This window comes from Streptomyces sp. NPDC004667, assembly GCF_040609475.1.
In the GTDB taxonomy this organism is placed as follows: domain Bacteria; phylum Actinomycetota; class Actinomycetes; order Streptomycetales; family Streptomycetaceae; genus Streptomyces.
This window is the reverse complement of record NZ_JBEXKC010000053.1, coordinates 19,634-41,503: the sequence shown is the minus strand read 5'-3', so window position 1 is coordinate 41,503 and position 21,870 is coordinate 19,634. Positions and strand designations below refer to the sequence as shown.

Here is a 21,870-nt window from a genome sequence, read left to right as displayed (position 1 = left end):
CGGGGCTGGCGCTCGGGGTCGGGTCTGGGGCCGGGGCTTGGGGTCACTCCTCGGGGAGGGCCAGGCGGCGCAGGAGGGGCAGGGCCTCGTCCAGGGGGACGACGCGGAAGAACTCCGCATCGGCGGCCTCGACGGCGGCGATCGCCCGGGGCGCCAGCTCGGCGCCCGCCTCCGTGACCCGGAGCCGTTTGGCCCGGGTGTCGGCCGGGTCGACCTCCCGCTCGACGAGCCCCTTCTGCTCCAGGGCCCGAAGCACCTGGGAGGTCATTTTGACGTCCGTGCCGGCCTGGCGCGCCAGGGCCAGCTGGTTGGGGTGTTCGCCCTGCCCGTTGAGCCACCAGGCACAGGCGAGCAGCACGAACTGCACGTGGGTGAGGCCGATCGGGGCCAGTGCCGCGGCGATGTCGCGCTGCCAGCGCAGCGTGGCGTGCCAGAGCAGGAAGCCGGGGCTGTCGGCGGGCCGCAGCGCCATCAGCCCGCCACCTCGTTCGCCTCGTCCGCCCGGTGCGCCCTGTCCGTATCGGCGGCCTCGGCCAGTCGGGTCAGCGCGGCCATGGTGTCCGGCCAGTCGGCGGTGATGCCCGGTCCGATCTTGGGGCCGGCCTCGTCCGCGCCCGCTCCGGTGATCTCCATCCGGTAGGTCACGCGGATCCGGCCCTGACCGGCCGGGTCGACGCGGTGCAGGGTGCGCAGCAACAGGCCCCCGAACCGGGCCTCGTCGACGAAGAGTTCGTCTTCCACGGCCTCCGCGACGAGCAGCGGGATCGGATCCTCACCGGGCGGGATCATGGTGATGCGGGTGCCGACCGCGAAGGGCCCGTCGATCTCGATCTTCTCGATCTCGGAGTTCCAGTCCGCCCAGCGCTCGACGTCGGCCCACAGGTGCCAGACCGACGAGGCGGTGGCGGTGGTCTCGACGCTGTGCTCGTACGTCCACATGATGCGGTCTCCTTCGACGCCTGATGTTCTGTGCATAGATTATCTTCGCGAAGACTATCTGTCCACAGGCGGCCCGGAGCCCCTCCCGTCCGGACAGGCGGAGGGGCCCGCGGCGCATACTGCGCCGCGGGCCCCTCCTGGTGCCGCGATGTCTCCGCCGGGCCTTGCCTAGCCGCCGTACGGGCGGGTGATGATCTCCATGCCGTGCCCGTCCGGGTCCGGGAAGTAGACCCCGCGCCCGCCGTCGTTGTGGTTGATCTCGCCCGGGTGCTTGCCGTGCGGGTCGGCGAAGTACGGGATGCCCGCGGCCTGGATCTTCTCGAACGCGGCGTCGAACTCCGCCTCCGAGACGAGGAACGCGTAGTGCTGCGCGGTGATGGACTCCGCGGGGATGGTGACGAAGTCGAGGGTGACCCCGTTCGCGGTGGACACCGGGACGAAGGGACCCCACTCGGGGCCGACTTCGAGGTCGAGGATGTGCGCCAGGAATTCGGCGGACTCCCGGTTGTCACGGGAGTGGATGATCGTGTGGTTCAACTGGACCGACATGGGTGAATGCCTCCGCAAGGCATGTCACGGCACCTCCATGCCTCACCCGGTCGGTGACCGACACGCGATGCCGTACTCGTGATCCTAATCAGCCCGTCCGGGCGCAGTCCACCGATTTCGCCGCATGCGGCCCGCAGGCCTCACGGTCCGCCGTACACCTCCTTGACGTTGTCCCGCGCGGGGCGGCTCCGCCCGGCGGGTCCCGTGGCGAAGGCCCGCAGCAGGTTCTCCGTCACCCGCGTGGTCAGCGCGCCGGCGCGGGCGTCCAGGCCGTGGTTGGCGGTGCCGCGGCCGTCGCCCGACGCGTCGAGGGCCTCGACCCAGCGCATCGTGCCCGTCGCGAACACCCCCGCCCCGCCGGGCACGGTGTAGTAGGCCGAGTCCTGGTGGCTGGGCCGTCCCTCGCACACCACCGGGGAGTGGGCCAGGATCTCGATCGGGCGGGGCGTCGGGAAACCGGTGTCGACCTTGTCGTACTCGACGCCGACCAGGTGCGCGAAGCTGTCGCCGGCCTTGACGCCCGTTCCCTCGAACAGCCAGTGGCCCGGGTTCGTGACCACGTACGGGGCATCCACCGGGTACCCGTCGTAGATCACGCCGAGCAGGGAGCTCTCGGGGTCCGCCGCGGGCGGCGAGCGGAAGTCGACCGTGGCCGGATGGCCCCGTTTGAAGCCGGGATCCTGGTCGTAGGAGGACTTGTAGCAGACGACCGTACGGTCCGGGCCCAGGTCCGAGGCCTCCAGCCGGATCCGGCGGAAGCAGCAGTTCGCACCCAGGACCGCGATGTTGGTGCCCGCGTCGCGCGCCGCGGTGAAGTGCGCGCGCTGTTCCGGCGACCAGTACTCGTCGTGGCCGAGCGAGAGCACCGCCGACGCCCCCTCCAGCAGCCGCTTCTCCCGCGCCACATCGGTGGTCGTCGCGTACGCGAGGGGTATCCCGAGCCGCTCCGCCAGCGCGACCAGGGGTGCTTCGTAGACGAGGAACAGCCCCGCGCCGTCGTCGTACTCGTACGGCCGGTCGAAGGTCACGGCGAGCGAACGCGAGGCGTATCCGCCGCTCGGACCGTCGTAGCTGCCGTACCCGCCCCACCGGTTGTACGCCTGCCAGGTCGCCACCGCGTTGACGATCACCGTCCGTCCGGCCGTCGCCGCCGAGCGGACGGTGACCGGCACGAACCGCTGGCCCTCGCCGCCCTGCGCGTCGAGCCTCAGCAGGTAACAGCCTTCGGGCCAGCCCGTGGTGTCGACCGAGGCGGTACGCGGCCACCGGGTGCGGACCATGCGGGTCCCGGGCTCCACCACGTGCTCCGCCTGGCGGCCCCCGGGCAGCGCCTCCGATCGCCACACCAGGCGGGCCCGGGCCCCGCCGTACCAGCCCATCCGGTAGGCGGAGACGGTGAACCGGGGTGCGGTGGTCGACACGTGCAGCCCGAAGGACTCGCCGGGCAGGACCGACACCCGGTCCGCGAAGCCCTCGATGGCGCGGGCCGGACCGGCCTTGGTCACGTGCCAGTCGGCGTTGCCGGGCCGGGCGTTCTCGGCCTTCACATCGAACCCGGCCCCCGGCGCGTGCGCCGACGCGGAGCCGTCCGGCTTCGGCCCCCGGTCCGCCCCGGCTCCCTTCGAGGCGTCACCGTCACCCGTACCGCAGCCGGCCACCGCGCCGATCCCGGCGACCGTGGCCGCCCCCGTCGCCATGGCGAGAAAACGCCGCCGGCCCGCACCCTCGGCGCCGCCGGCTATGTGCTCCTGATCCATGCGGGCACGTTATGTCACGCCCGCCGCCTCCCCGTCACCGCGTCGGACATGCCTCCCGCGGACGGAGCGAGGAGCCGGAACGGGCTCCGGACGAGGATCCGTCCGGGGTCAGCTCGTGACGTGGAACTCGTTCCCGCCGGCGTCGAGGAACTCGCCCGGTTCCCGGTCGCGATGGGTGACCTCCAGTCGCAGTCTGTTCCGTCCCGCCTTGGGCGCCGCAGGCGGCCCCATCACCAGGGAGACCGGGCTGGTGGGTGTGCGACGGAGCCGGACGCCCCAGTCGTGGGACTCGACCGCGTGCCAGTCGGCCCCGGCCTGCCAGAAGGCCGGCTGCGCGCGGCGGTCCTCCTCGTCGATGTCGAGGCAGATGGCGACGAGCCCGGAGTCGGCGAGCACGCCCGGATGTCCCGGACGCAGCACGCAGAACTCGTTGCCCTCCGGATCGGCCAGGACGTCCCACGGGACGTCCCCCTGGCCGATGTCGACCCGCCTCGCACCGAGCGTGAGCAGGCGCTCCACCTCGGCTTCCCAGTCCGGCCCCCCGGCCAGGTCGAGGTGGAGCCGGTTCTTGCCCGCCTTCGGCGTTGCCGTCGGCACGAACCGCAGGCGCAGACCGTCCGTCCTGCCCCGTGTCGCCTCCTGCCAGAAGCGGTCCATGTGCGCGACATCCAGTGCGTCGATCACGATCCCGGTCAGCATTGCGTTCCCCCCAAGCCGTCGAATCCGTCGCCTGCTCATTGTCGCCCCAGCCGCCACGTTCCGACCGGAGGCCCCACCCGATCAACCCACCCGATCCACCCCTGTCACCCCAGCAGTACCACCACCTCCTGGCTCGCTCCGGCGGCCGTGGTGAGGTTACCGAACCGCAGTTGCAACCGCGGTCCCGTCGCGACCGACAGCAGGCTCGGCGGCTTCGACAGCACCGCCACGACGGGCCGGCCCCACACCACGTCCAGCGCCTCCACCGCCCGGGCAGGGTCGGCGACGCACACCGTCGCCGTGCCGTCCCCCCTCTCCCGCACCGTGACCGAGCACGGAGCACTCGCCTCCAGTGGACCCGCCACCCCGGCCCGCCAGAAGTTGACGCCCGTGAAGCCGAGGGAGCCCACCGCCACCCCCTGGGCCGCCTCGTCGTTGGCGAGGACGGCCATCCACCCCGACGCGGCGGCCCGCGCCCCGGTCCGGTCCGCCCCGGCCCCCGGGAGGAGCTGGTAGGCGTAGCCCGCGCCCGCCGGATCCGTGCCGTGGTCGTACCAGAGGGTGAGGTACCGCCGGGTCAGCGCGGTGGTGGAACCGCCCCGGTTCACCTCGCTCCAGCGGCCGGTACGCGCCTCCCGCAGAGCCCTGAAGGTTCCCGGGCCGTGCAGGACGTACCCGCCGAAGCCCGCCAGATGCGCCCACCCCGGCGCGGGGTACACCCCCGACCAGCCCTGCTCCGAAGGCTGAACGGCCCCGTTCACCGTCAGGGCGTGGCCGCCGGCCGCCCCCAGGTTGCGGTTGTCGACGACCGTCTCGACCACGACCCCGTCCGAGGCGCGGATCCCCGACCCCAGGCAGACCACCGTGTCGGCCAGGAAGAACCACGACTTCCGGGCCTCCAGGGTGCTGCCGAGGCCGCGCAGGTGCTGGCCCACCGACGCGAACTCCCCGTCGGTGCTCCCTCCCACCCACGCCGCGTCGGGCCGCGGCGCGCCCCAGTCGCCGCCCGCGCCGTCGGCCAGGGTCTTGCGCGCCACCGTGGTGCCGGGCAGCCGGTACGGGTCGACGGTGGGCCAGAAGGCGTCCGAGTACTGGCCGTTGCCGTACGAGGACCCCCACCAGGCGAGCATTCCGCTGCCGGTGTGCCATCCGCGCAGGTTCTCACCGTTTCCCGTCTCGTAGTGCGCGATGCGTCGCGAGGCCAGGGAGAGCGAGGCCGCCCAGCCGGGCCGTCGGTGCGTTGCCCGGTCCATCGAGGAGAACAGCCGGTGCCCGACGGGTTCGGGCAGCGCCGCCACCGAGACGTCGGCTTCGAGCTCGGCCAGCGCCGCGAGCGAGGCAAGCCCGAGGCTGCGGTCGCCGGCCGGGGGGCTGTAGTGCGCCCGCGTCGTCCACCCCTTCACCAGCCCGCGCCAGCGCATGCGTTCGGCCGGACTCGCCCCCTCGGCGAGCTGCAGGACCGCCGCCAGCAGTGCGTGCCCCCGGGTGTGGTCGTCCTGCTGGACCTGCCGTGCGTCCAGGGCGGCGATCCCCCTGCTGACCGCCCGCCCGGACACGCAGTCCATGGCCAGCCCGTTGAACAGGAAGGGGGCCCAGGCCCGCTCCACCGCGTCGAAGACGATCCGCGCCCCCGGATCCGTGACCTCCCAGGGGGTGCCCTTCAGCAGCGCGAACAGCAGACCGAGACCGCCCAGGAGCACCGCGCCGTAGGTCCCCGTGTACGGCACCCAGCTGTGTTGGACGAACGACCCGTCGCGGTAGAGCCCGTCCCCGCCGGTGACGTACGGGAAAACCGGCGCGAGCGCCTCCCCGGCCAGGGCGATCTTCGCCGGATCCGCGCCCACCACCCCGCGCACGGCCAGGACCCTGCACAGGTCGACCCGGTTGGCTCCCGTGCTCGTCCCGCCGTAGGCGGCCACGGCGGAGTCCGGCACGAAGTGGTCGACCGCCGCGCAGAACGCGGCGAGCCGGTCCGGCGTCAACTCCCCGTACAGCAGCACGCACGTGTCCAGCAGCGCCTGTGGCGCCCCGATCTGCCAGCAGAACCAATTCCCGTAGCGCACCTGGCCCGCGTGGTACACCTGCGCGTGCATCTGGTCGAGGCCGCCGAGCAGAGCCGACAGCAGCGCCGCGTCCCCGGTGAGCCCGGTGCCCGGCCGGACATAGGCCTCCGCCATCGTCCGCAACCGGTAGTAGCTCTGCAGCATCTTCTCGGGATCCGTGGCGAACCCCAGATCGGGCCAGAGAGAACCGGGTGCCGTGGCCATCGCGGCGGCCCACCCCCGCGCCGTCTCCCCGAGCTCGGTCAGCCGTGAACGGAACGGCTCGGCGGTCGCCGGGAATCCGCCGCCCAGCAGCAGATGCCGCCAGGCCGCACGCAGGGCCGCCCAGTCCACTGCCGCGGGCGAGGCCCCCGCCCGTACGGCGGGTGCCCCCAGCAGCAGCGCGCCTCCGCCCGCCGCGGAGAGGAAGGCGCGCCGACTCCACACGTCCGTCATCGCATGCTCCTTGTCCGATCCCGACCGGCCCCTTCGGCCCGGTCTCCCGTCTTCGTCCGCCGTGACCCGCCGTCACTCGACGTGTTCGCGGTAGCGGTCGATCACCTCCCGCAGCACCTCGGCGCCATCGCGGGCCCACAGCCCCGGATGGAAGATCTCCACCTCCACCGGCCCCCGGTAGCCGGCCGCGTCCGCCGTCTCCCGGAAGCCCCGCAGGTCGACGCAGCCGTCGCCCAGTTGCCCCCGGCCGAGCAGCACCCCCTCGGGGAGCGGGGTCACCCAGTCGGCCACCTGCACGGACACGATCCGCCCGGCCTCACCGGCCCGCCGCAGGTCCGCCTCCAGCCGTTCGTCCCACCACACGTGGTAGGAGTCGGCCACCACACCCACCTGGTGCGCCGGATACCGCTCGGCGATGTCGAGGGCCTGGCCCAGGGTGGAGACCACGCAACGGTCGGCCGCGAACATCGGATGCAGCGGCTCGATCCCCAGCCGCACCCCGTGCCCCCAGGCCCAGGGCGCCAGCTCGTCCAGGACGCCGACGATCCTGCGCCGCGCCTCGACCAGATCGCGTTCACCCTCCGCCAGCCCACCCGAGACCAGCACCAGGGTGTCCGCCCCCAGCTCGGCCGCCTCCTCGACCGCACGCCGGTTGTCATCGAGCGCGACGGCCCGGCCGGCCCGATCGGAGGCCGTGAAGAACCCGCCGCGGCACAGGGAGCTGACCCGCAGTCCGGAGCCGGCGACCAGCTTCGCCGTCTCCCGCACCCCGAAACGGCGTACGGGGTCCCGCCACAGCCCGACGGCGCCCACCCCGGCCTCGGCGCACCCGGCCACCAGCTCCGGCAGCGACCACTGCCGGACCGTCTCCTGGTTGAGGCTCAGCCGGTCCGGCGCCCCGGCCCGGCTCACGCGCCCGCTCCGTGCGCCGCGAGGAGCGCGCGCATCCTGTCGGCGGCCAGCTCCGGATCGGGGAACAGGCCCAACAGGTCTGCCCGTTCGTACGCGGTCGCCAGGTGCGGGAGCGAACGGGCCGACTGGTGCCCGCCCAGGAGCGTGAAGTGCTCCTGATATCCCGCGAGCCAGGCCAGCAGGACGATCCCCGTTTTGTAATGGCGGGTCGGCGGGGCGAACAGGTGCCGGGCCAGGGACACCGTCGGATCCAGCAGTGCCCGGAATCCGTCAGGGTCCCCGAGATCGAGGGCCTGGGCCGCGCGGGCGGCGATCGGGGCGATCGGGTCGAAGATCCCCAGCAGGGCGTCGCTGGCCAGCTCCCCGTCACCGGCGATCAGCTGCGGATAGTGGTGGTCGTCACCGGTGTAGCAGCGCACGCCCGCCGGGAGCCGCCGTCTGATGTCACACTCCCGCTCCGCGTCCAGCAGCGAGATCTTGATCCCGTCCACCCTCTCCGGGCACTCGGAAACGATCTTCAGTACGACGTCCGTCGCCTCGTCGAGGTCCTCGTGGCCCCAGTAGCCCTTCAGCTCGGGGTCGAACACCGGCCCCAGCCAGTGCAGGACGACCGGACGGGTGCTCTGCCGCAGGAGTCCGCAGTACACCTCCAGATAGTCCTCGGGGGAGCGGGCCGCGGCGGCAAGGGCACGGGAAGCCATCAGAACGGCCCCCGCACCACAGGACTCCACGTACGCGAGCTGCTCCTCGTACGCGGCGGTGATCGCCGCCAGGTGGTGCGGGCGCCCCGCGGGGAGCTGGTCGGTCCCCGCGCCGCAGACGATGCGGCCGCCCACGGTCCGGGCCTCGGCCGCCGAACGGCGGATCAGCTCCGCCGCGGCGGTCCAGTCCAGGCCCATGCCCCGCTGGGCGGTGTCCATCGCCTCGGCGACCCCGAGGCCCAGCGCCCACAGCCGGCGGCGGAAGGCGAGCGTGGCCTCCCAGTCGACCACCGGGCCACCCGCCTCCGGTGCCGGGGCGGTGGCCACGTGCGCGGCGGAGTAGAGGACGCGGCTGCGGGCCGGGCCGCGGGTGAACGGCCCGAGCGGATGCCGCGACGGCCGGTGCAGACGGAACCCTCCGTCCGCCGACGGGAGCCGGATCCCGTTCACAGCACGACCTCCGGCACCGGCAGCCTGCGGCCCTCGGCGCTGGAGCGCAGCCCGAGGCGGGCCAGTTGCACCCCCCGCGCACCCGCCAGCAGGTCCCACCGCCAGGGTTCGTCCCGCACGACGTGGCGCAGGAAGAGCTCCCACTGGGCCTTGAAGGCGTTGTCCGCCGGGCTGTTGTCCGGTACCTCCTGCCACTGCGCCCGGAACGGCTCGGTCGGTGCGAGATCCGGATTCCACACCGGCTTCGGGGTCGAGGCCCGGTGCTGGACCCGGCAGCCGCGCAGCCCCGCCACCGCCGACCCGTGCGTCCCGTCCACCTGGAACTCCACCAGCTCGTCGCGGTGGACCCGCACGGCCCAGGAGGAGTTGATCTGGGCGACGGCCCCGCCCTCCAGCTCGAAGATGCCGTACGCGGCGTCGTCCGCCGTGGCCTCGTACGGTTTGCCGTCCTCGTCCCAGCGGCGGCCGATGTGGGTGCGGGTGAGGGCCTGTACCGTGCGGATCCGGCCGAACAGCTCGTGCAGCAGGTACTCCCAGTGCGGGAACATGTCGGTGACGATGCCTCCGCCGTCCTGCTCCCGGTAGTTCCACGAGGGCCGTTGCGCCGGCTGCCAGTCGCCTTCGAAGACCCAGTAGCCGAACTCGCCGCGCACGGACAGGACCTCGCCGAAGAACCCGCCCTCGATCAGCCGCCTCAGCTTCAGCAGGCCCGGGAGGAACAGCTTGTCCTGCACCACGCCGTGCTTGACGCCCGCCGCCGCGGCGAGTCTGGCCAGCTCCAGCGAGGATTCGAAGGTCAGGGCCGTGGGTTTCTCGCAGTACACGTGCTTCCCGGCGGCGATGGCCTGACGGACCGCCGTCTCCCGCGCGGCGGTCACCTGGGCGTCGAAGTAGACCTCCACCTCCGGGTCGGCCAGTACGGCCGTCAGATCGGTGGAGACGTGTTCCAGGCCGTGCCGCTCGGCGATGGCCCGGAGGGCCGGCTCCCGGCGTCCGACCAGGACGGGCTCCGGCCACAGCGCCGTCCCGTCCCCGAGGTCCAGCCCGCCCTGTTCCCGCAGGGCCAGCAGGGAGCGGACCAGATGCTGGCGGTACCCCATCCGCCCGGTCACGCCGTTCATCGCGATCCTGATCGTCCTGCGTTCCATGGTCTCCGCGTCCCTCCGTGCCGGTGGTTCCTTCTCGATAGAAAGCGCTTTCTGTTCCATCAGGCTAGAGCCGCTCACCTCCGCGACACAACACACGTTCGAGTGATGGAAAGCGCTTGCTCGATCGAGCAGAATGGAGATCCACACAACGGATGGGACGATGACCCGGGCGGACGGCCGGGCCGAGGAGGAGGGGTTCGAGATGGCGGTGACTCTTGCCGAGGTCGCGGCGCGAGCGGGGGTGTCCTCCGCCACGGTCTCCCGCGTGCTCAACGGCGGATACCCGGTGGCCGGCGGCACCCGCACCCGTGTGGAGCAGGCCGTGGAGGAACTGGGCTACATCGCCAACGCCCCCGCCCGGGCGCTGGCCGCGGCCACCTCCGATCTGGTCGGCGTGCTCGTCCACGACGTCGCCGACAGCTTCTTCGGCATCCTCGCGGGCTCCCTGCAGAGCGCGCTCGATCCCGCCGGGCCCGGGGAGGCGCGAAGACTGGCCGTGGTCTGCAACACGGCGGGCGACCCGGACGCCGAGACCGCCTACCTCGGGCTGCTGGAGGGCCAGCGGGCCGGCGGAGTCGTCCTGACGGGCGGGGCCGCCGAGGATCCGGACCACAGCGCCGCGCTCGCCGCCCGTGTCTCCCGGATGGCGGCCGCAGGGACGCGCGTGGTCCTCTGCGGGCGCCCGCCGTTGCCGATACCCCCCGCCCTGTCCGTCGCCACCATCACGTTCGACGACCACGGAGGTGCCTTCCGCCTCGCCGAGCACCTGCTGACGCTCGGCCACCGGCACATCGCCTACCTGGCGGGCCCGCCGGGACTGAGCACCACCCGGGAGCGGCTCGCCGGCCACCGGGCCGCTCTGGAGCGGCGGGATCCGGCCCGGTCCGACGCCTGCGCCGCGCTCACCGTCCACGCCGGCTTCGAGCGCTCCGCGGGTTATGACGCCACCCGCGAGCTGCTGCGCCGGGGAAGACCCTTCACGGCCGTGGCCGCCGCCAACGACACCGTGGCCACCGGCGCCGCCGCCGCCCTGCGCGAGGCGGGCCTGCGGATCCCCCAGGACGTGTCCGTCGCGGGCTTCGACGACCTGCCGTTCGCCATCGACACCGCGCCCGCCCTCACCACCGTCCGGGTGCCACTGCGCGAGGCGGGCGTGCTCGCGGCGCGGCTGGTGACCGGGCGGCGGGCCCTTCCTCCGGGGGGCATCACCACCCTGCCCACCGAGCTCATGGTGCGGGGCTCCACCGCCCCGCCTCCGGCCGGACGGAGGAGACCGTGAGGTACGCCTTCTCCACGCTGGGCGTGCCCGGGACCTCCCTCGCCCGGAGCGCCCGGCTGGCAGCCGAGCACGGCTACGACGGCCTCGAACTGCGGGCCCACTGGGAGGAACCGCTGCACCCCGGGAGTCCGCGCGCGGACCGGGCGGCCGGGCTGCGGGCCGTCACCCGGGCCGGGGTGCGCGTCCTCGCGGTGGCCGGGTACGCGAGGGTGGCGGCGGCCGGGGAGGACGGGCCGGTCCTCGCCGAGCTGCGGGACCTGGTCCGGCTCGCGGCCGATCTCGAAGCCCCGTACGTCCGGGTCTTCCCCGGCGGGGGTGATCTGCCCGAGGCCGAAGCCGATGCCCATGCCGTCCGCCGACTGTGCGCGGCGGCCCCCCTCGCAGCCCGGAACGGAGTGCGGATCCTGCTGGAGACCCACGATTCGCACCGCACCGCGGCGGCCGCCGCCCGGGTGCTCGACGCCGTCGGACACCCCGGCGCGGGCGCGCTGTGGGACGTGCTCCACACCTGGCTGGGCGGCGAGGCACCGGCCGAGTCGAGCCGGTTGCTGGGAGCCCACCTCGGCTACCTCCAGGTGAAGGACGTGGCGTCCGCGCGGGAGCTCACCCCGCTCGCACTCGGCGCCGGGGTGCTGCCGCTGGCCGGGGCGGTGGCACGGGTGCCTGCCGGGGGATGGCTGTGCTGGGAGTACGAGAAGCGCTGGTACCCCGAGGCCGCGGAACTGGCCCGAGGGCTCGCGGGGGGACGGGAGCACCTGGTGCGACTGGTGGCCGCGGCCGGTCAGGCGGAGTGGGCCAAACGGTCCGGGTCCACGGGGTAGCGGAAGTCCAGGCCGCGTGCGTACCGCTCCAGCTCCTCGACGGCGCTGGCCGCCAGCCGGCCCAGCTCACCGCCGAGCGATCCGGCGATGTGCGGGGTGAGCAGCACGTTCGGGAGGTTGAAGAGCGGCGAGGTGGCCGGCAGCACCTCGGGTTCGGTGTGGTCGAGCACGGCGTGCAGCCTCCCGGAGACCAGCTCCTCGGTCAGGGCCGCAGTGTCGACGAGCGTGCCCCGCGCCGTGTTGACGAGGGTCGCGCCGTCCGGCATCAGGGCCAGCCGGGAGGCGTCGAGCAGATGGCGGGTCTGCGGGAGCGCCGGGGCGTGCAGGCTCACCACGTCACTGCGGCGCAGCAGTTCGTCCAGCGGGCAGAGCTCCCCGCCGAGAGCGGCGACCTCGCCGGCGTCGGCGTACGGATCGTTCACCAGGACCCGCAGATCGAAGGGGCGCAGCAGCTCCAGCACCCGCCGTCCGATCAGGGAGGCACCCACGAGCCCCACGGTGCGCCGGTAGTTGCCGACCTCCGGATAGCGGCGCAGCAGGTCCACCGGACCGCGCAGGGAGCGGTAGGCGTGCGCGGACTCCAGCACCCGCTTGTTGGTGAACAGGATCGCGGCGAGCGTGTACTCGGCGACCGGTACCGCGTTGGCGGCGGCCGCACTCGAGACCAGCAGCCCCCGCTCCCAGCAGGCCGCGGTGACATGGTGCTTGACGCTCCCGGCGGAGTGGACGACGGCTCGCAGCCGCGGCATCCGGCGCAGCGCGTCCTCGTCGAGCGGCGGGCAGCCCCAGCCGGTGAACAGCACCTCGGCGCGGGCCAGCCGGCTGCGGAGCGACGGGTCGTCCTCCCGGGCGAAGTCGCTGATCAGCAGTTCGGGGTCGACATCGGCGACGCGCAGCAGCTCCGGCAGGACCCGGCGGGTCAGAACGGCCTCACGGGTGGCGGGGCTCATGGCGAGCACGGTGGTGGGCCGGGAGGAGAGGTCGGGACGGGTCACTTGACGGCTCCTGCGGTGAGACCCGGGCGCCGGAAGCGCCGGTGGCCGGGGAAGGTCGGCGCGAGGGGGACATGAACGGGCCGGAGGTCGGGGCCGGAGGCCGGGACGCACGGGATGGGGCCGCTCGACGTGGAGCCGTTACGGATGGCCGTGCGGATGAACAGGGAGATCGTCACAAAGCCCGGCCGCGGCTCGGGGAACGACACGTGCGTGGGGACACGGAGTTCACCCGCACCGTCCTGCGGGTCGCCCACCGGCGCCATGTCGGGTGCGGTACGGCCCTTGACCGCGTGGGCGGGGCGAGGACGGCGAAGCTGCGCGACATGGGGCGGCTCCTACGGGCGACCGCGTGTGGCGACGGGCGGGAGAACGCAGCCATCCTTCGTGCGGGCCGCCCCACCGTCAAGAGCGACCGCGCGAGTCGACTGACACGATCACTTCGTGGTGGTCCCGCCCGGACGTTCAGGCGGGGGAGCAGTTCCAGGTGTCGGCGCGGGCCCTCGTCCCCGGACGGCCGGTCCGGCAGCCGGTCCGCCGCCCGTGCGTCGGCCGGCCCGGCCAGGTCCTCGGGTACCCGCACGCCCCGCGCCCGGAGCCCCGGGATGAGCATGATGGCGTCGGCGTCGTCGTGGACCAGGGCGGCCGTCACCGCACCCGTCGTCACCGCGGCGGCGAGATGGTCCAGGATCCGCGCGAGCCGGTCCGCCACCTACAGCCCGCCCGGCCAGGACCCCCCCGGTTCCGTCGGACGCCGCGGTGTCCACGGCACCCTCGCGCGCGGCGGCGTTCCCTTCGGTGGCCGCACCGGTGCCGGCTTCAGTCCGAACGCGGCCAGGGCTGCCTCGTACCCCGCCCGCAGCCGCACCGCCGTCGGTGTCTCCCGGCCGGCGCCAGGGCGGTACGCCGGTGGCCGCGTTCCACCAGATGCCCTACCGCCCCGCCGCGCCGTGCGCGTGCTCCGAACCCGCCCGGTCGAGCCGATGCCCGGGTGGCGTCGACCGCTCCGCCAGCACCGCCGGCTCCGCCGTCCAGGCGCCTTCCCCGGGGGCCGGTACGCCGTCGTTCCAGCTCGGGGTCAGCAGCAACCCTTCGGCCCCGCCGACAGCAGCCGGTCCTCGCCCGGCAGGTACCGCGTCAGCCCCCCGGTCAGTCGCGCGCCCCGCGCCTCGACCGCCTCCCGGGTGCCCCGCAGGGCGTCCGCGACGTAGTACCCGGTGGTCGGCACGACCATCCAACCACCGGCGCCATACCCGGGGCGGGAGCTCGCGACCCCGTCCGTGCCGGGTCCCGGCCGTCCCACCCGGCTGATCACTCCGGGCGTCCGGTGGACATGTGCCCGCACGTCGCCCCCCTCTCAGCCCCCGTCGGCCGGGTGTGGCTCCGCTCCGGCGGTGCCGGTCATGGTGGGCAAACGAAACGAACGGTTCGATCGATCGCGCTCAACTCCCGTGGGTTGGCCCGGTCGTTCATGCGCCTACGGCCTGTGGGATGCCTCGGCCCGGCGTCGTGGAGCAGCGCCGCCGGTCCGGTTCGCCGACCGATGGCCCCGTCACACGGTGTTCACGCCAACCGGGCTCGAACACCGGGGCGGGCCAGGCCGCTTGTGCCTAGACTGCGAACCGATCGATTGATCATGTATCGGACGAGCGTGGAGGCAGAACCCGCATGCGTTATCTCCCCCTGGGCAGTTCCGGACTGAAGGTCTCCGCCGTCGGCCTCGGCTGCAACAACTTCGGTGGCCGTCTCGACGCCCAGGCCACCCGCTCCGTCGTCGACGCCGCCCTCGACGCGGGCATCACCCTCCTCGACACCGCCGACATCTACGGTGGCGCCGGCGGCTCCGAGACCCACCTCGGGCAGGCCCTCAAGGGCCGCCGGGACCAGGTGGTCCTGGCCACCAAGTTCGGCTACGACGGCGTCGACATGGGGTACGGGCCCGCAGCCGGTTCCCGGGGCGGCCGCGCCTACATCCGGCGCGCCGTGGAGGAGTCCCTGCGCCGCCTGGACACCGACCACATCGACCTCTACCAGCTGCACAGCCCCGACCCGGCCACCCCCATCGCGGAGACCCTCGCCGCGCTCACCGAGCTCGTCACCGAGGGGAAGATCCGTTACATCGGGCACTCCAACCTCAGCGGGTGGCAGCTCGCCGAGGCCGCCCACGTGGCCCGCGAAACGGGCGCGGTCCCCTTCGTGTCGGCGCAGAACGAGTGGTCCCTGCTCCAGCGTTCCGCCGAGCGGGAACTGGTCCCGGCCGCCCTGCACTACGGCCTCGGCGTCCTGCCCTACTTCCCGCTCGCCAACGGCCTGCTCACCGGCAAGATCCGCCGCGGTGCTCCCGTCCCGGCCGGCTCCCGCCTGGGAGGGCGCGACTCCTACGTCACCGAGGAGCGACTCGACACCGTCGAGGCCCTGGCGGCGATCGCGGAGAAGCACGGGCGCAGCGTTCTGGAGCTCGCCATCGGCTGGCTCTCCGCCCGGCCCGGCTGTGCCTCCGTCATCGCCGGCGCCACCTCCGCCGAGCAGGTACGCGCCAACGCGGCGGTGGCCGACCGTCCGCTGGAGGACGGGCTGCTGGCCGAGATCGACGCCGTAGCGGGCCTTCCGGCCTGACGGCCGCTCCGCGTGCCGGACCGGGATCACCCGGGTGCCCGGCGCGCGCTGCCCGCTCCCGCCCGCCCCCTCCTGCACAGTGCCGGACAGAACGGGACCGCGATGACCATGCCGGCGGCCCGGCGGCTGAGGGAGACGGAGCCATGGTGGACGGGGCCGGGCGGGACGGGGCCGACGCGGCCAGGGCCGAGGTGCACCGGGCCGACGCGGCCAGGGCCGAAGTGCACCGGGCCGACGCGGCCAGGATCGAGGCGTACCGGGCCGAGGCCGACCGGACCGGGGCGGCCCTGGCCGACGTGGAAAAGGCCAGGGCCGGCAGCGCCCAGGCGGCGGACACGGGACGGCGGGCAACCCTGGCGGCCCTCGGCGCGGCGGGGATGACGACGGCGCTGGCGGCCACGGGATTCGCCCGCGCCGCCGCCGAGAGCGCGCCGGACGCCGCGCCGCGGGCCCACCGCCGGGCGGGGCCGCGCCCGCCCGCGGCGTGGTTCGGAGCCGAACTGCGCCGGATCCCCACCACCCGCGAGGTCGTGGCGCTCACCTTCAACGCCGCCTGGGACGAGGCCGGCATCGACGTCGTCCTGGCCGAGCTGCGCCGGCGCAAGCTGCCCGCCACCTTCTTCCCCACCGGCGCGTTCGCGCGGGCCCACCCCGCCGCGGTGCGGGTCATGGCCGCCGCCCACGGCCTCGGCAACCACTCGTACAGCCACCCGTACTTCGACGACCTCGACACCTCGGAGCGCCGGGACGAGGTCCGCCGGGCCGACGCCGCGATCCGGGAGGCCTCCGGCGCCGAGCCACTGCCGTTCTTCCGGTTCCCCTACAGCGCGACCACGGACGACTCCGTCGCCGACGTCAACGACCTCGGCTACGCGGTGATCGAGTTCACCACCGACACCAACGGGTACCTGGGCCCCGAGGGAGGGATGACCGTGGACCGGGTGGTCCGGCGGGCCGTCGACGCCCTCGCCCCCGGCGCCGTCCTGCAGATGCACGTCGGCAGCAACAACGGCGACGGGGTCGTCCTCGATGCCAGGGCCCTGCCCCGGATCATCGACGCGGTGCAGGAGGCCGGCTACGCGATCACCGACCTCCGCGGCTTCCTCACCGACGCGGGCGACGCGGGCGACACGCCGGGCTGACCCGCGGGCCCCTCACGACACGATGTCCTTGCGCGAGAACCCGCGGAACGCGAGGGCGAACAGCACCACCGCGTACGACACCGACACCACGGTCCCCTTGATCATCCCGCCCCATTCCAGCTGCGGCTGCAAGGCGTCCGCCCACGCGAACTGCCAGTGCGCGGGCAGGAACTCGCGCCACGACCCCAGGGCCGTCACCGCGTCGAGCACGTTCCCGACGATGGTCAGCCCCACCGCGCCGCCGACCGCGCCCAGCGGCGCGTCCGTCCGGGTCGACAGCCAGAACGCCAGCCCCGCCGTCACCAGCTGCGACACGAAGACGAAGGCGACGGCCAGGGCGAGGCGCGGCAGGGTGTCGGCGGCGGCCAGCGCCCCGCCCGTCGGCAGCTTCAGCGGCCCCCACCCGTACGCCGCCGTCCCCGCGGCCAGCGCCACCACCGGCAGCAGCACGATCGCACCGAGGCTGAAGGCCAGCGCGACCACCAGCTTGCTCCACAGCAGCCGCGCCCGGGGTACCGGCGCGGCCAGCAGGTAGCGCAGCGAGGACCAGCCTGCCTCCGAGGCCACCGTGTCACCGCAGAACAGCGCCACCGGCACCACCAGCAGGAAGCCGGCCGACACGAACAGGCAGGTCGCCGCGAAGTTCGCGCCCGACGCCGTCGCCGTGTCGATCAGGCTGATCCGGCCGTTCCCGCCGCCGGGACCGTCGTTCGGCCCGCCGCCCACCGCGAACGCGATGATCATGACGAAGGGCAGTGCGGCCAGCACCCCGCCCATCACCAGCGTCCGCCGCCTGCGCCACTGCCGCAGCGCCTCCACGCGCAACGGCAGCGTCCGCCCCGGCTCGTAGCCGGGCGCGGTCTCCTGGACGGCACTCATGCCGTACCTCCGATCAGGGTGAGGAAGGCGTCCTCCAGCCGGCGGTGGGGTCCCACCGCCGAGACCGGCACGTCCAGCCGTACGAGTTCGGCGATCAGGGCGGCGGGGGTCGCGCCGTCGAGCCGTACGAGGATCCCGCCGTCCCCGGCCACCGCCGAGGCCACGCCCTCCAGGGCCGCGACCTTCTCGACGACGCTCTCCTCCACCGGTCCTTCCACCGCGACGAGCAGGGTGTCCCCGCCGCCGGTGATCTCGGAGACCTCGCCCGCCCGCACCAGTCGGCCGCGGTCCATGACCACCAGGTGCGTGCAGGACTGCTCCACCTCGGACAACAGGTGGCTGGAGACGATGACCGTCCGGCCGCCCGCGGCGTAGCGGATCATCACGTCGCGCATCTCGCGGATCTGCGGCGGGTCCAGACCGTTGGTCGGCTCGTCGAGGATCAGCAGGTCCGGCATGCCCAGCATGGCCTGCGCGATGGCGAGGCGCTGCCGCATGCCCTGCGAGTAGGTGCGCACGGCCCGCTCCAGGGCGTCGCCCAGCCCGGCGATCTCCAGGGCCTCCGCCATGTGCGCGTCGCCCGCCGGCCGGCCGGTGGCCTGCCAGTACAGCTCCAGATTGGCCCGGCCCGTCAGGTGCGGCAGGAAACCGGCACCTTCCACGAAGGCGCCGACGCGCGAGAGCACGGGCGCGCCGGGCCGGATCGGCTGCCCGAACACCCGGATCTCCCCGGCGTCCGGTGCGATCAGCCCCATCAGCATGCGCAGGGTGGTGGTCTTCCCGGCCCCGTTCGGCCCGAGCAGACCGAGCACCTGGCCCTTCTCCACGCGGAAGGACAGGTCCCGCACCGCGTAGCGGTCCTGGGCCTTCGCGTACCGCTTCGTCAGCCCGGTGATGTCCAGTGGTACGTCGGCCGGCGCGGGTTCGGGCTGCGCTGCGCCCACCCGCACCGCCGCGCGGCCCCCGCCGGTGCGCCGGATCCCGAGCAGCCCCGCGGCCACCGCCAGCGCGCCGAGCGGCAGCCACCAGGTCCAGGCTGGCAGGCCGGCCGCCGCCGTGCGGACCCCGTCGGCGACGGGCACGGCCAGCGGCCCCCGCGCCGAGACCGTGTACACGGCCGGCGCGGCGGGGGAGGCGTACCCGAGGTCGGTGGCGGCGACCACCACCCGCAGCCGGTGCCCGGCCTGGACGGAGTGGTCGATCGCCGGGAGCCGCAGCGCCACGTCCCGGCCCTGCCCGGCGTCCTCCACCCGGACGGGGGCGACGAGCTGACCGGGCAGTACCTGCTGGCGGCCGTCGGGTCCGACGTCGTACACCTTGCCGAACAGGACCGCCGAGCCGTCCGCAGCCGTCGACCTCACGTTCAGGGTGAGGGTCGGGGTGCCGGTGACCCGGAGTTCCTCCGTCAGCGGCTCCGACTCGAACCGGGCGTTCTGGCCCGGGAAGTCGAGCGACAGCCCGGCGCCGAGGGCGGCGAACTGCCCGCCGATGCCGGGCAGCGAGGAGAGCGCGGGCGGGGCGCCGCCCGCCGGATTCGCGAAGGTCTGCTCCCGCCCGGACAGCGCGAAGGGGCGCGGGGCCGAGGTCAGGCCGGGGTAGCGGTCGGAGCTCGCGCCCCGCAGTTTGACCAGCCCGTCCGTGGAGTCGACGCCGCCGGAGCGCGAGACCCGGAAGGCCGGACCGGTGTCCGCGGACTGGTCCCCCTTGAGGTGGCGGTCGAACCAGGCCGTCACCCGGGCCTCGACGCGGGCCGACTCGCGCATGCCGCCGTCGTGTCCGCCGGCCGCCCAGTCCACCGAGACGGGGGCGCCGTTCGCCGCGATGGCGCGGGCCATGGCGTCGGCCTGGTCCAGCGGGAAGAGGGAGTCGTCCTGGCCCTGCACGATCAGGGTGGGCACCTTGATCCGGTCGCCCACCGCCGAGGGGCTGCGCCGCTCCAGCAGCTCGCGCGCCTCGGCGTCCGGCTTCCCGGCCACCGCGACGCGCTCGTACATGGCGCACAGCTGCGGCTCGAACCGGCCGCAGCCGGAGGCCGCCCCGGGGGCGGGGGGACCGGCGTTCGCGGCCGTCGGCTGGAGGCCGCCGGTGGCACCGGTGGTGAAGAAGATCCCGGCCCACAGCTTCTTGAAGACGCCCTGCGGGAACAGGGCGTCGGCGAGGTTCCAGTACGTGATCTGCGGGGCGATGGCGTCCACCCGATGGTCGTACCCGGCGGCCAGCAGCGCGACGGCCCCGCCGTACGAGGCCCCGGCCACGCCCACGCGCGGGTCGCCGTCGGCGTCCAGGCGCACCTCGGGCCTGCGGGCCAGCCAGTCGATCAGCGCGGAGACGTCCTTGACCTCGTGCTCGGGATCGTTCAGCCCGATCTTGCCGCCGGAGCGGCCGAAACCGCGCGCGGACCAGGTCATGACGGCGTACCCGTCGCGGGCCAGCCGCTCGGCCTGGGCCCGTACGTCGTCCTTGCTGCCGCCGAAGCCGTGTCCGAGGAGTACCGCGGGGCGTCGTTCCCCGCCCTCCCCGGCCGTGAAGTAGGAGGTGTCGATCCCGGCGCCCGGCGGTTCCAGGCCCGGCACGTTCAGCATCTGGTCCTGGCGGTGCACGGCCGGCGCGTCCCCGGAGGCGGCGGCCGCCGTCCAGGTACCGGCGCCGGCCAGGACCGCGAGGGCGGCGGCGCCGGCGAGCAGGCGGTCGCGGCGCCGACGGGGCAGTCGTGGCTTCATACGGGAACACTAAAGCCAGGGATCGCCGTACGCGGGCTCCCTCAGGGGGAGCCCCGCCCCTTCTCCAGGACTACACGGCCGGGCCCGGCCTACCGCGTCCGCGGTACGCGCCGCCCCGTGCGCCGCCCCGTGCGCCGACCTGCGCGCCCGCCCGGGCGGCGGGAGGATGGGCCGCATGCTGCTGGCCGAGGTCGCGCGCGTGTCCCGGGAGGTCGCCGGGACCGCCGCACGCTCCCGCAAGACCGCCCTGCTCGCGGAACTGTTCGCGTCCGCCCCCGCCGAGGAGGCCGGCCTGGTCGTCTCCTACCTCTCCGGCCGCCTCCCGCAGGGCCGCCCGGGCATCGGGTGGCGCACCCTCGGACGGGACACGGTCCCGGCGCCGCTGCCCTCCCTGACCGTACGGGCCGTGGACGCGGCCGTGTCCGAGCTGGCCGCGGTCGCGGGCCCCGGCGCGCAGGCGGAGCGACGCCGGATCGTGGACGGCCTGCTGGGCGCCGCCACCGCCGGGGAACAGGCGTTCCTGCGCGGCCTGCTGTCCGGGGAGGTGCGCCAGGGGGCCCTGGACGCGGTGGCCCTGGAAGGCGTGGCCAAGGCCGCCGGGGTACCGGCCGCGGACCTGCGCCGGGCCGTGATGCTGGAGGGCTCGCTGCCCCGGGCGGCCGCCGCGGTACTCACCGGAGGGGCCGCGGCGCTGCGCGGGGTGACCCTGCGCGTCGGGCAGCCCGTACGGCCGATGCTCGCCGGGACCGCCCGGTCGGTGGCCGACGCCCTCCTCGCGCTGGGACCCTGCGCCGTGGAGGAGAAGCTCGACGGGATCCGCGTCCAGGTCCACCGGTCGGGGGACGAGGTGCGGATCCACACCCGTTCCCTGGACGAGATCACCGACCGGCTGCCGGAGGTGGTGGAACTGGCGCGGAGCCTGCCCGGGGAGAGGTTCATCCTGGACGGCGAGGTCATCGGTCAGGACTCCGGCGGACGCCCGGTGCCCTTCCAGGAGATCGCGAGCCGGGTCGGCTCCCGGGTGGACGTGGCGGCGGCGCGGCGCGCCCTCCCGGCGCACGCGTACTTCTTCGACCTGCTGGCCCTCGGCGACCGGGTCCTGCTCGACCTGCCCGTCCGCGAACGCCACGCGGCCCTCGCCGCCCTGGTCCCCGAGGCCTCGCGGGTGCGTCGGCTGGTGGTGGACGATCCGCGCGCCCGTGCGGCGGAGGCCGAGGAGTTCCTGGCCGGGGCGCTGGACCGGGGCCACGAGGGGGTCGTCGTCAAGGCGCTGGATTCGGTGTACGCGGCCGGCCGGCGCGGCAAGCGCTGGCTGAAGGTCAAACCCGTGCACACCCTCGACCTGGTCGTGCTCGCCGCCGAGTGGGGCCACGGCCGCCGCACCGGCCTGCTCTCGAACCTGCACCTGGGCGCGCGGACCGCCGACGGCACGTACGCGATGCTGGGCAAGACCTTCAAGGGACTGACGGACGAGATGCTGCGCTGGCAGACCGGGCGGCTGACCGAGCTGGCGCAGGGAGACGACGGCTTCACCGTCCGGGTCCGGCCGGAACTGGTGGTGGAGATCGCCTACGACGGACTCCAGCGCTCCCCCCGCTACCCGGCCGGTGTCGCCCTGCGCTTCGCCCGGGTCCTGCGCCACCGGCCGGACAAGAGCGCCGAGCAGGCGGACACCGTGGAGACGGTCCTGGAGCAGGGAGGCGCCCGCACCACGTGAGGCGGGCAGGGAACACGGCGGTTTTGCCTCAGAGGCAAGAAAATTGCCAGC

17 protein-coding genes and 1 pseudogene are annotated in these 21,870 nt (G+C 74.3%); 5 read left to right on the top strand and 13 right to left on the bottom strand.

Annotated features, from left to right (window positions below):
• Positions 1-43: 43 nt before the first annotated feature.
• The 9 genes from ABZW32_RS26160 to ABZW32_RS26120 form a co-directional block, all read right to left on the bottom strand.
• Positions 44-472, bottom strand: coding sequence for a MarR family transcriptional regulator (locus ABZW32_RS26160; RefSeq protein WP_280918876.1), 429 nt, complete (start codon positions 470-472; stop codon positions 44-46).
• A complete protein-coding gene (locus ABZW32_RS26155; RefSeq protein ID WP_356220023.1) occupies positions 472-939 on the bottom strand; it encodes an SRPBCC family protein in 468 nt (155 codons plus the stop codon). The genes ABZW32_RS26160 and ABZW32_RS26155 overlap by 1 nt, the downstream gene beginning before the upstream one ends.
• Before the next feature lie 168 nt (positions 940-1,107).
• Positions 1,108-1,488, bottom strand: coding sequence for a VOC family protein (locus ABZW32_RS26150; protein WP_356220020.1), 381 nt, complete (start codon positions 1,486-1,488; stop codon positions 1,108-1,110).
• A 140-nt stretch (positions 1,489-1,628) separates the two neighbouring features.
• On the bottom strand, positions 1,629-3,245 hold the full coding sequence (locus tag ABZW32_RS26145) for a N,N-dimethylformamidase beta subunit family domain-containing protein (protein ID WP_356220017.1): 1,617 nt from the start codon (positions 3,243-3,245) through the stop codon (positions 1,629-1,631).
• Positions 3,246-3,353: 108 nt separating this feature from the next.
• The gene (locus ABZW32_RS26140) at positions 3,354-3,944 is read right to left on the bottom strand and encodes a VOC family protein (RefSeq protein ID WP_356220015.1); all 591 of its coding nucleotides are present in this window, start codon (positions 3,942-3,944) and stop codon (positions 3,354-3,356) included.
• Between the two features lie 104 nt (positions 3,945-4,048).
• Positions 4,049-6,442: a polysaccharide lyase 8 family protein gene (locus ABZW32_RS26135; RefSeq protein WP_356220013.1), complete on the bottom strand. Its 2,394-nt coding sequence runs from the start codon at positions 6,440-6,442 to the stop codon at positions 4,049-4,051.
• A gap of 72 nt (positions 6,443-6,514) precedes the next feature.
• Positions 6,515-7,354: a sugar phosphate isomerase/epimerase family protein gene (locus ABZW32_RS26130; protein ID WP_356220010.1), complete on the bottom strand. Its 840-nt coding sequence runs from the start codon at positions 7,352-7,354 to the stop codon at positions 6,515-6,517.
• Positions 7,351-8,505 (bottom strand): DUF993 family protein, encoded by a 1,155-nt coding sequence (locus ABZW32_RS26125; protein WP_356220008.1) that lies wholly within the window; start codon positions 8,503-8,505, stop codon positions 7,351-7,353. Before ABZW32_RS26125 ends, ABZW32_RS26130 begins: the two co-directional genes overlap by 4 nt.
• The gene (locus tag ABZW32_RS26120; RefSeq protein ID WP_356220005.1) at positions 8,502-9,653 is read right to left on the bottom strand and encodes a Gfo/Idh/MocA family oxidoreductase; all 1,152 of its coding nucleotides are present in this window, start codon (positions 9,651-9,653) and stop codon (positions 8,502-8,504) included. Before ABZW32_RS26120 ends, ABZW32_RS26125 begins: the two co-directional genes overlap by 4 nt.
• A gap of 202 nt (positions 9,654-9,855) precedes the next feature.
• On the opposite strand from ABZW32_RS26120, the gene ABZW32_RS26115 reads away from it, so the two are divergent.
• A complete protein-coding gene (locus ABZW32_RS26115; protein WP_356220062.1) occupies positions 9,856-10,932 on the top strand; it encodes a LacI family DNA-binding transcriptional regulator in 1,077 nt (358 codons plus the stop codon).
• A complete protein-coding gene (locus tag ABZW32_RS26110) occupies positions 10,929-11,753 on the top strand; it encodes a sugar phosphate isomerase/epimerase family protein (protein ID WP_356220003.1) in 825 nt (274 codons plus the stop codon). The genes ABZW32_RS26115 and ABZW32_RS26110 overlap by 4 nt, the downstream gene beginning before the upstream one ends.
• On the opposite strand, the gene ABZW32_RS26105 is transcribed toward ABZW32_RS26110, so the two are convergent.
• Together ABZW32_RS26105 and ABZW32_RS26100 are read right to left on the bottom strand one after the other, a co-directional pair.
• Complete coding sequence (locus tag ABZW32_RS26105; RefSeq protein WP_356220059.1) at positions 11,714-12,703, bottom strand: hydroxyacid dehydrogenase; 990 nt, start codon at positions 12,701-12,703, stop codon at positions 11,714-11,716. The genes ABZW32_RS26110 and ABZW32_RS26105 overlap by 40 nt on opposite strands.
• A 499-nt stretch (positions 12,704-13,202) precedes the next feature.
• Positions 13,203-13,979 (bottom strand): annotated as a pseudogene (locus ABZW32_RS26100) (substrate-binding domain-containing protein); the annotation flags it as partial.
• A 434-nt stretch (positions 13,980-14,413) separates the two neighbouring features.
• Between ABZW32_RS26100 and ABZW32_RS26095 the strand changes: the two are divergent.
• Entirely contained in the window at positions 14,414-15,361 is a 948-nt protein-coding gene (locus ABZW32_RS26095) for an aldo/keto reductase (RefSeq protein ID WP_356220000.1), read from the top strand.
• A gap of 143 nt (positions 15,362-15,504) precedes the next feature.
• On the top strand, positions 15,505-16,503 hold the full coding sequence (locus tag ABZW32_RS26090; RefSeq protein WP_356219997.1) for a polysaccharide deacetylase family protein: 999 nt from the start codon (positions 15,505-15,507) through the stop codon (positions 16,501-16,503).
• 12 nt (positions 16,504-16,515) lie between these two features.
• Here ABZW32_RS26090 and ABZW32_RS26085 read toward each other — a convergent pair whose 3' ends face one another.
• Together ABZW32_RS26085 and ABZW32_RS26080 are read right to left on the bottom strand one after the other, a co-directional pair.
• Positions 16,516-17,382 (bottom strand): ABC transporter permease, encoded by an 867-nt coding sequence (locus tag ABZW32_RS26085; protein WP_356219995.1) that lies wholly within the window; start codon positions 17,380-17,382, stop codon positions 16,516-16,518.
• The gene (locus ABZW32_RS26080) at positions 17,379-20,102 is read right to left on the bottom strand and encodes an alpha/beta fold hydrolase (protein WP_356219993.1); all 2,724 of its coding nucleotides are present in this window, start codon (positions 20,100-20,102) and stop codon (positions 17,379-17,381) included. Before ABZW32_RS26080 ends, ABZW32_RS26085 begins: the two co-directional genes overlap by 4 nt.
• 175 nt (positions 20,103-20,277) lie before the next feature.
• On the opposite strand from ABZW32_RS26080, the gene ABZW32_RS26075 reads away from it, so the two are divergent.
• Positions 20,278-21,819 carry an ATP-dependent DNA ligase gene (locus ABZW32_RS26075; RefSeq protein ID WP_356219990.1) on the top strand — a complete coding sequence of 514 codons (1,542 nt, stop codon included), beginning with the start codon at positions 20,278-20,280 and terminating at the stop codon, positions 21,817-21,819.
• Positions 21,820-21,870: the final 51 nt, after the last annotated feature.

What these genes read in the sequence shown, in the direction of transcription:
- ABZW32_RS26160 (WP_280918876.1), bottom strand. Translation starts at nt 472, where the DNA reads ATGGCGCTGCGGCCCGCCGACAGCCCCGGCTTCCTGCTCTGGCACGCC.
- ABZW32_RS26155 (WP_356220023.1), bottom strand. Translation starts at nt 939, where the DNA reads ATGTGGACGTACGAGCACAGCGTCGAGACCACCGCCACCGCCTCGTCG.
- ABZW32_RS26150 (WP_356220020.1), bottom strand. Translation starts at nt 1,488, where the DNA reads ATGTCGGTCCAGTTGAACCACACGATCATCCACTCCCGTGACAACCGG.
- ABZW32_RS26145 (WP_356220017.1), bottom strand. Translation starts at nt 3,245, where the DNA reads ATGGATCAGGAGCACATAGCCGGCGGCGCCGAGGGTGCGGGCCGGCGG.
- ABZW32_RS26140 (WP_356220015.1), bottom strand. Translation starts at nt 3,944, where the DNA reads ATGCTGACCGGGATCGTGATCGACGCACTGGATGTCGCGCACATGGAC.
- ABZW32_RS26135 (WP_356220013.1), bottom strand. Translation starts at nt 6,442, where the DNA reads ATGACGGACGTGTGGAGTCGGCGCGCCTTCCTCTCCGCGGCGGGCGGA.
- ABZW32_RS26120 (WP_356220005.1), bottom strand. Translation starts at nt 9,653, where the DNA reads ATGGAACGCAGGACGATCAGGATCGCGATGAACGGCGTGACCGGGCGG.
- ABZW32_RS26115 (WP_356220062.1), top strand. Translation starts at nt 9,856, where the DNA reads ATGGCGGTGACTCTTGCCGAGGTCGCGGCGCGAGCGGGGGTGTCCTCC.
- ABZW32_RS26105 (WP_356220059.1), bottom strand. Translation starts at nt 12,703, where the DNA reads ATGAGCCCCGCCACCCGTGAGGCCGTTCTGACCCGCCGGGTCCTGCCG.
- ABZW32_RS26095 (WP_356220000.1), top strand. Translation starts at nt 14,414, where the DNA reads ATGCGTTATCTCCCCCTGGGCAGTTCCGGACTGAAGGTCTCCGCCGTC.
- ABZW32_RS26090 (WP_356219997.1), top strand. Translation starts at nt 15,505, where the DNA reads ATGGTGGACGGGGCCGGGCGGGACGGGGCCGACGCGGCCAGGGCCGAG.
- ABZW32_RS26085 (WP_356219995.1), bottom strand. Translation starts at nt 17,382, where the DNA reads ATGAGTGCCGTCCAGGAGACCGCGCCCGGCTACGAGCCGGGGCGGACG.
- ABZW32_RS26080 (WP_356219993.1), bottom strand. Translation starts at nt 20,102, where the DNA reads ATGAAGCCACGACTGCCCCGTCGGCGCCGCGACCGCCTGCTCGCCGGC.
- ABZW32_RS26075 (WP_356219990.1), top strand. Translation starts at nt 20,278, where the DNA reads ATGCTGCTGGCCGAGGTCGCGCGCGTGTCCCGGGAGGTCGCCGGGACC.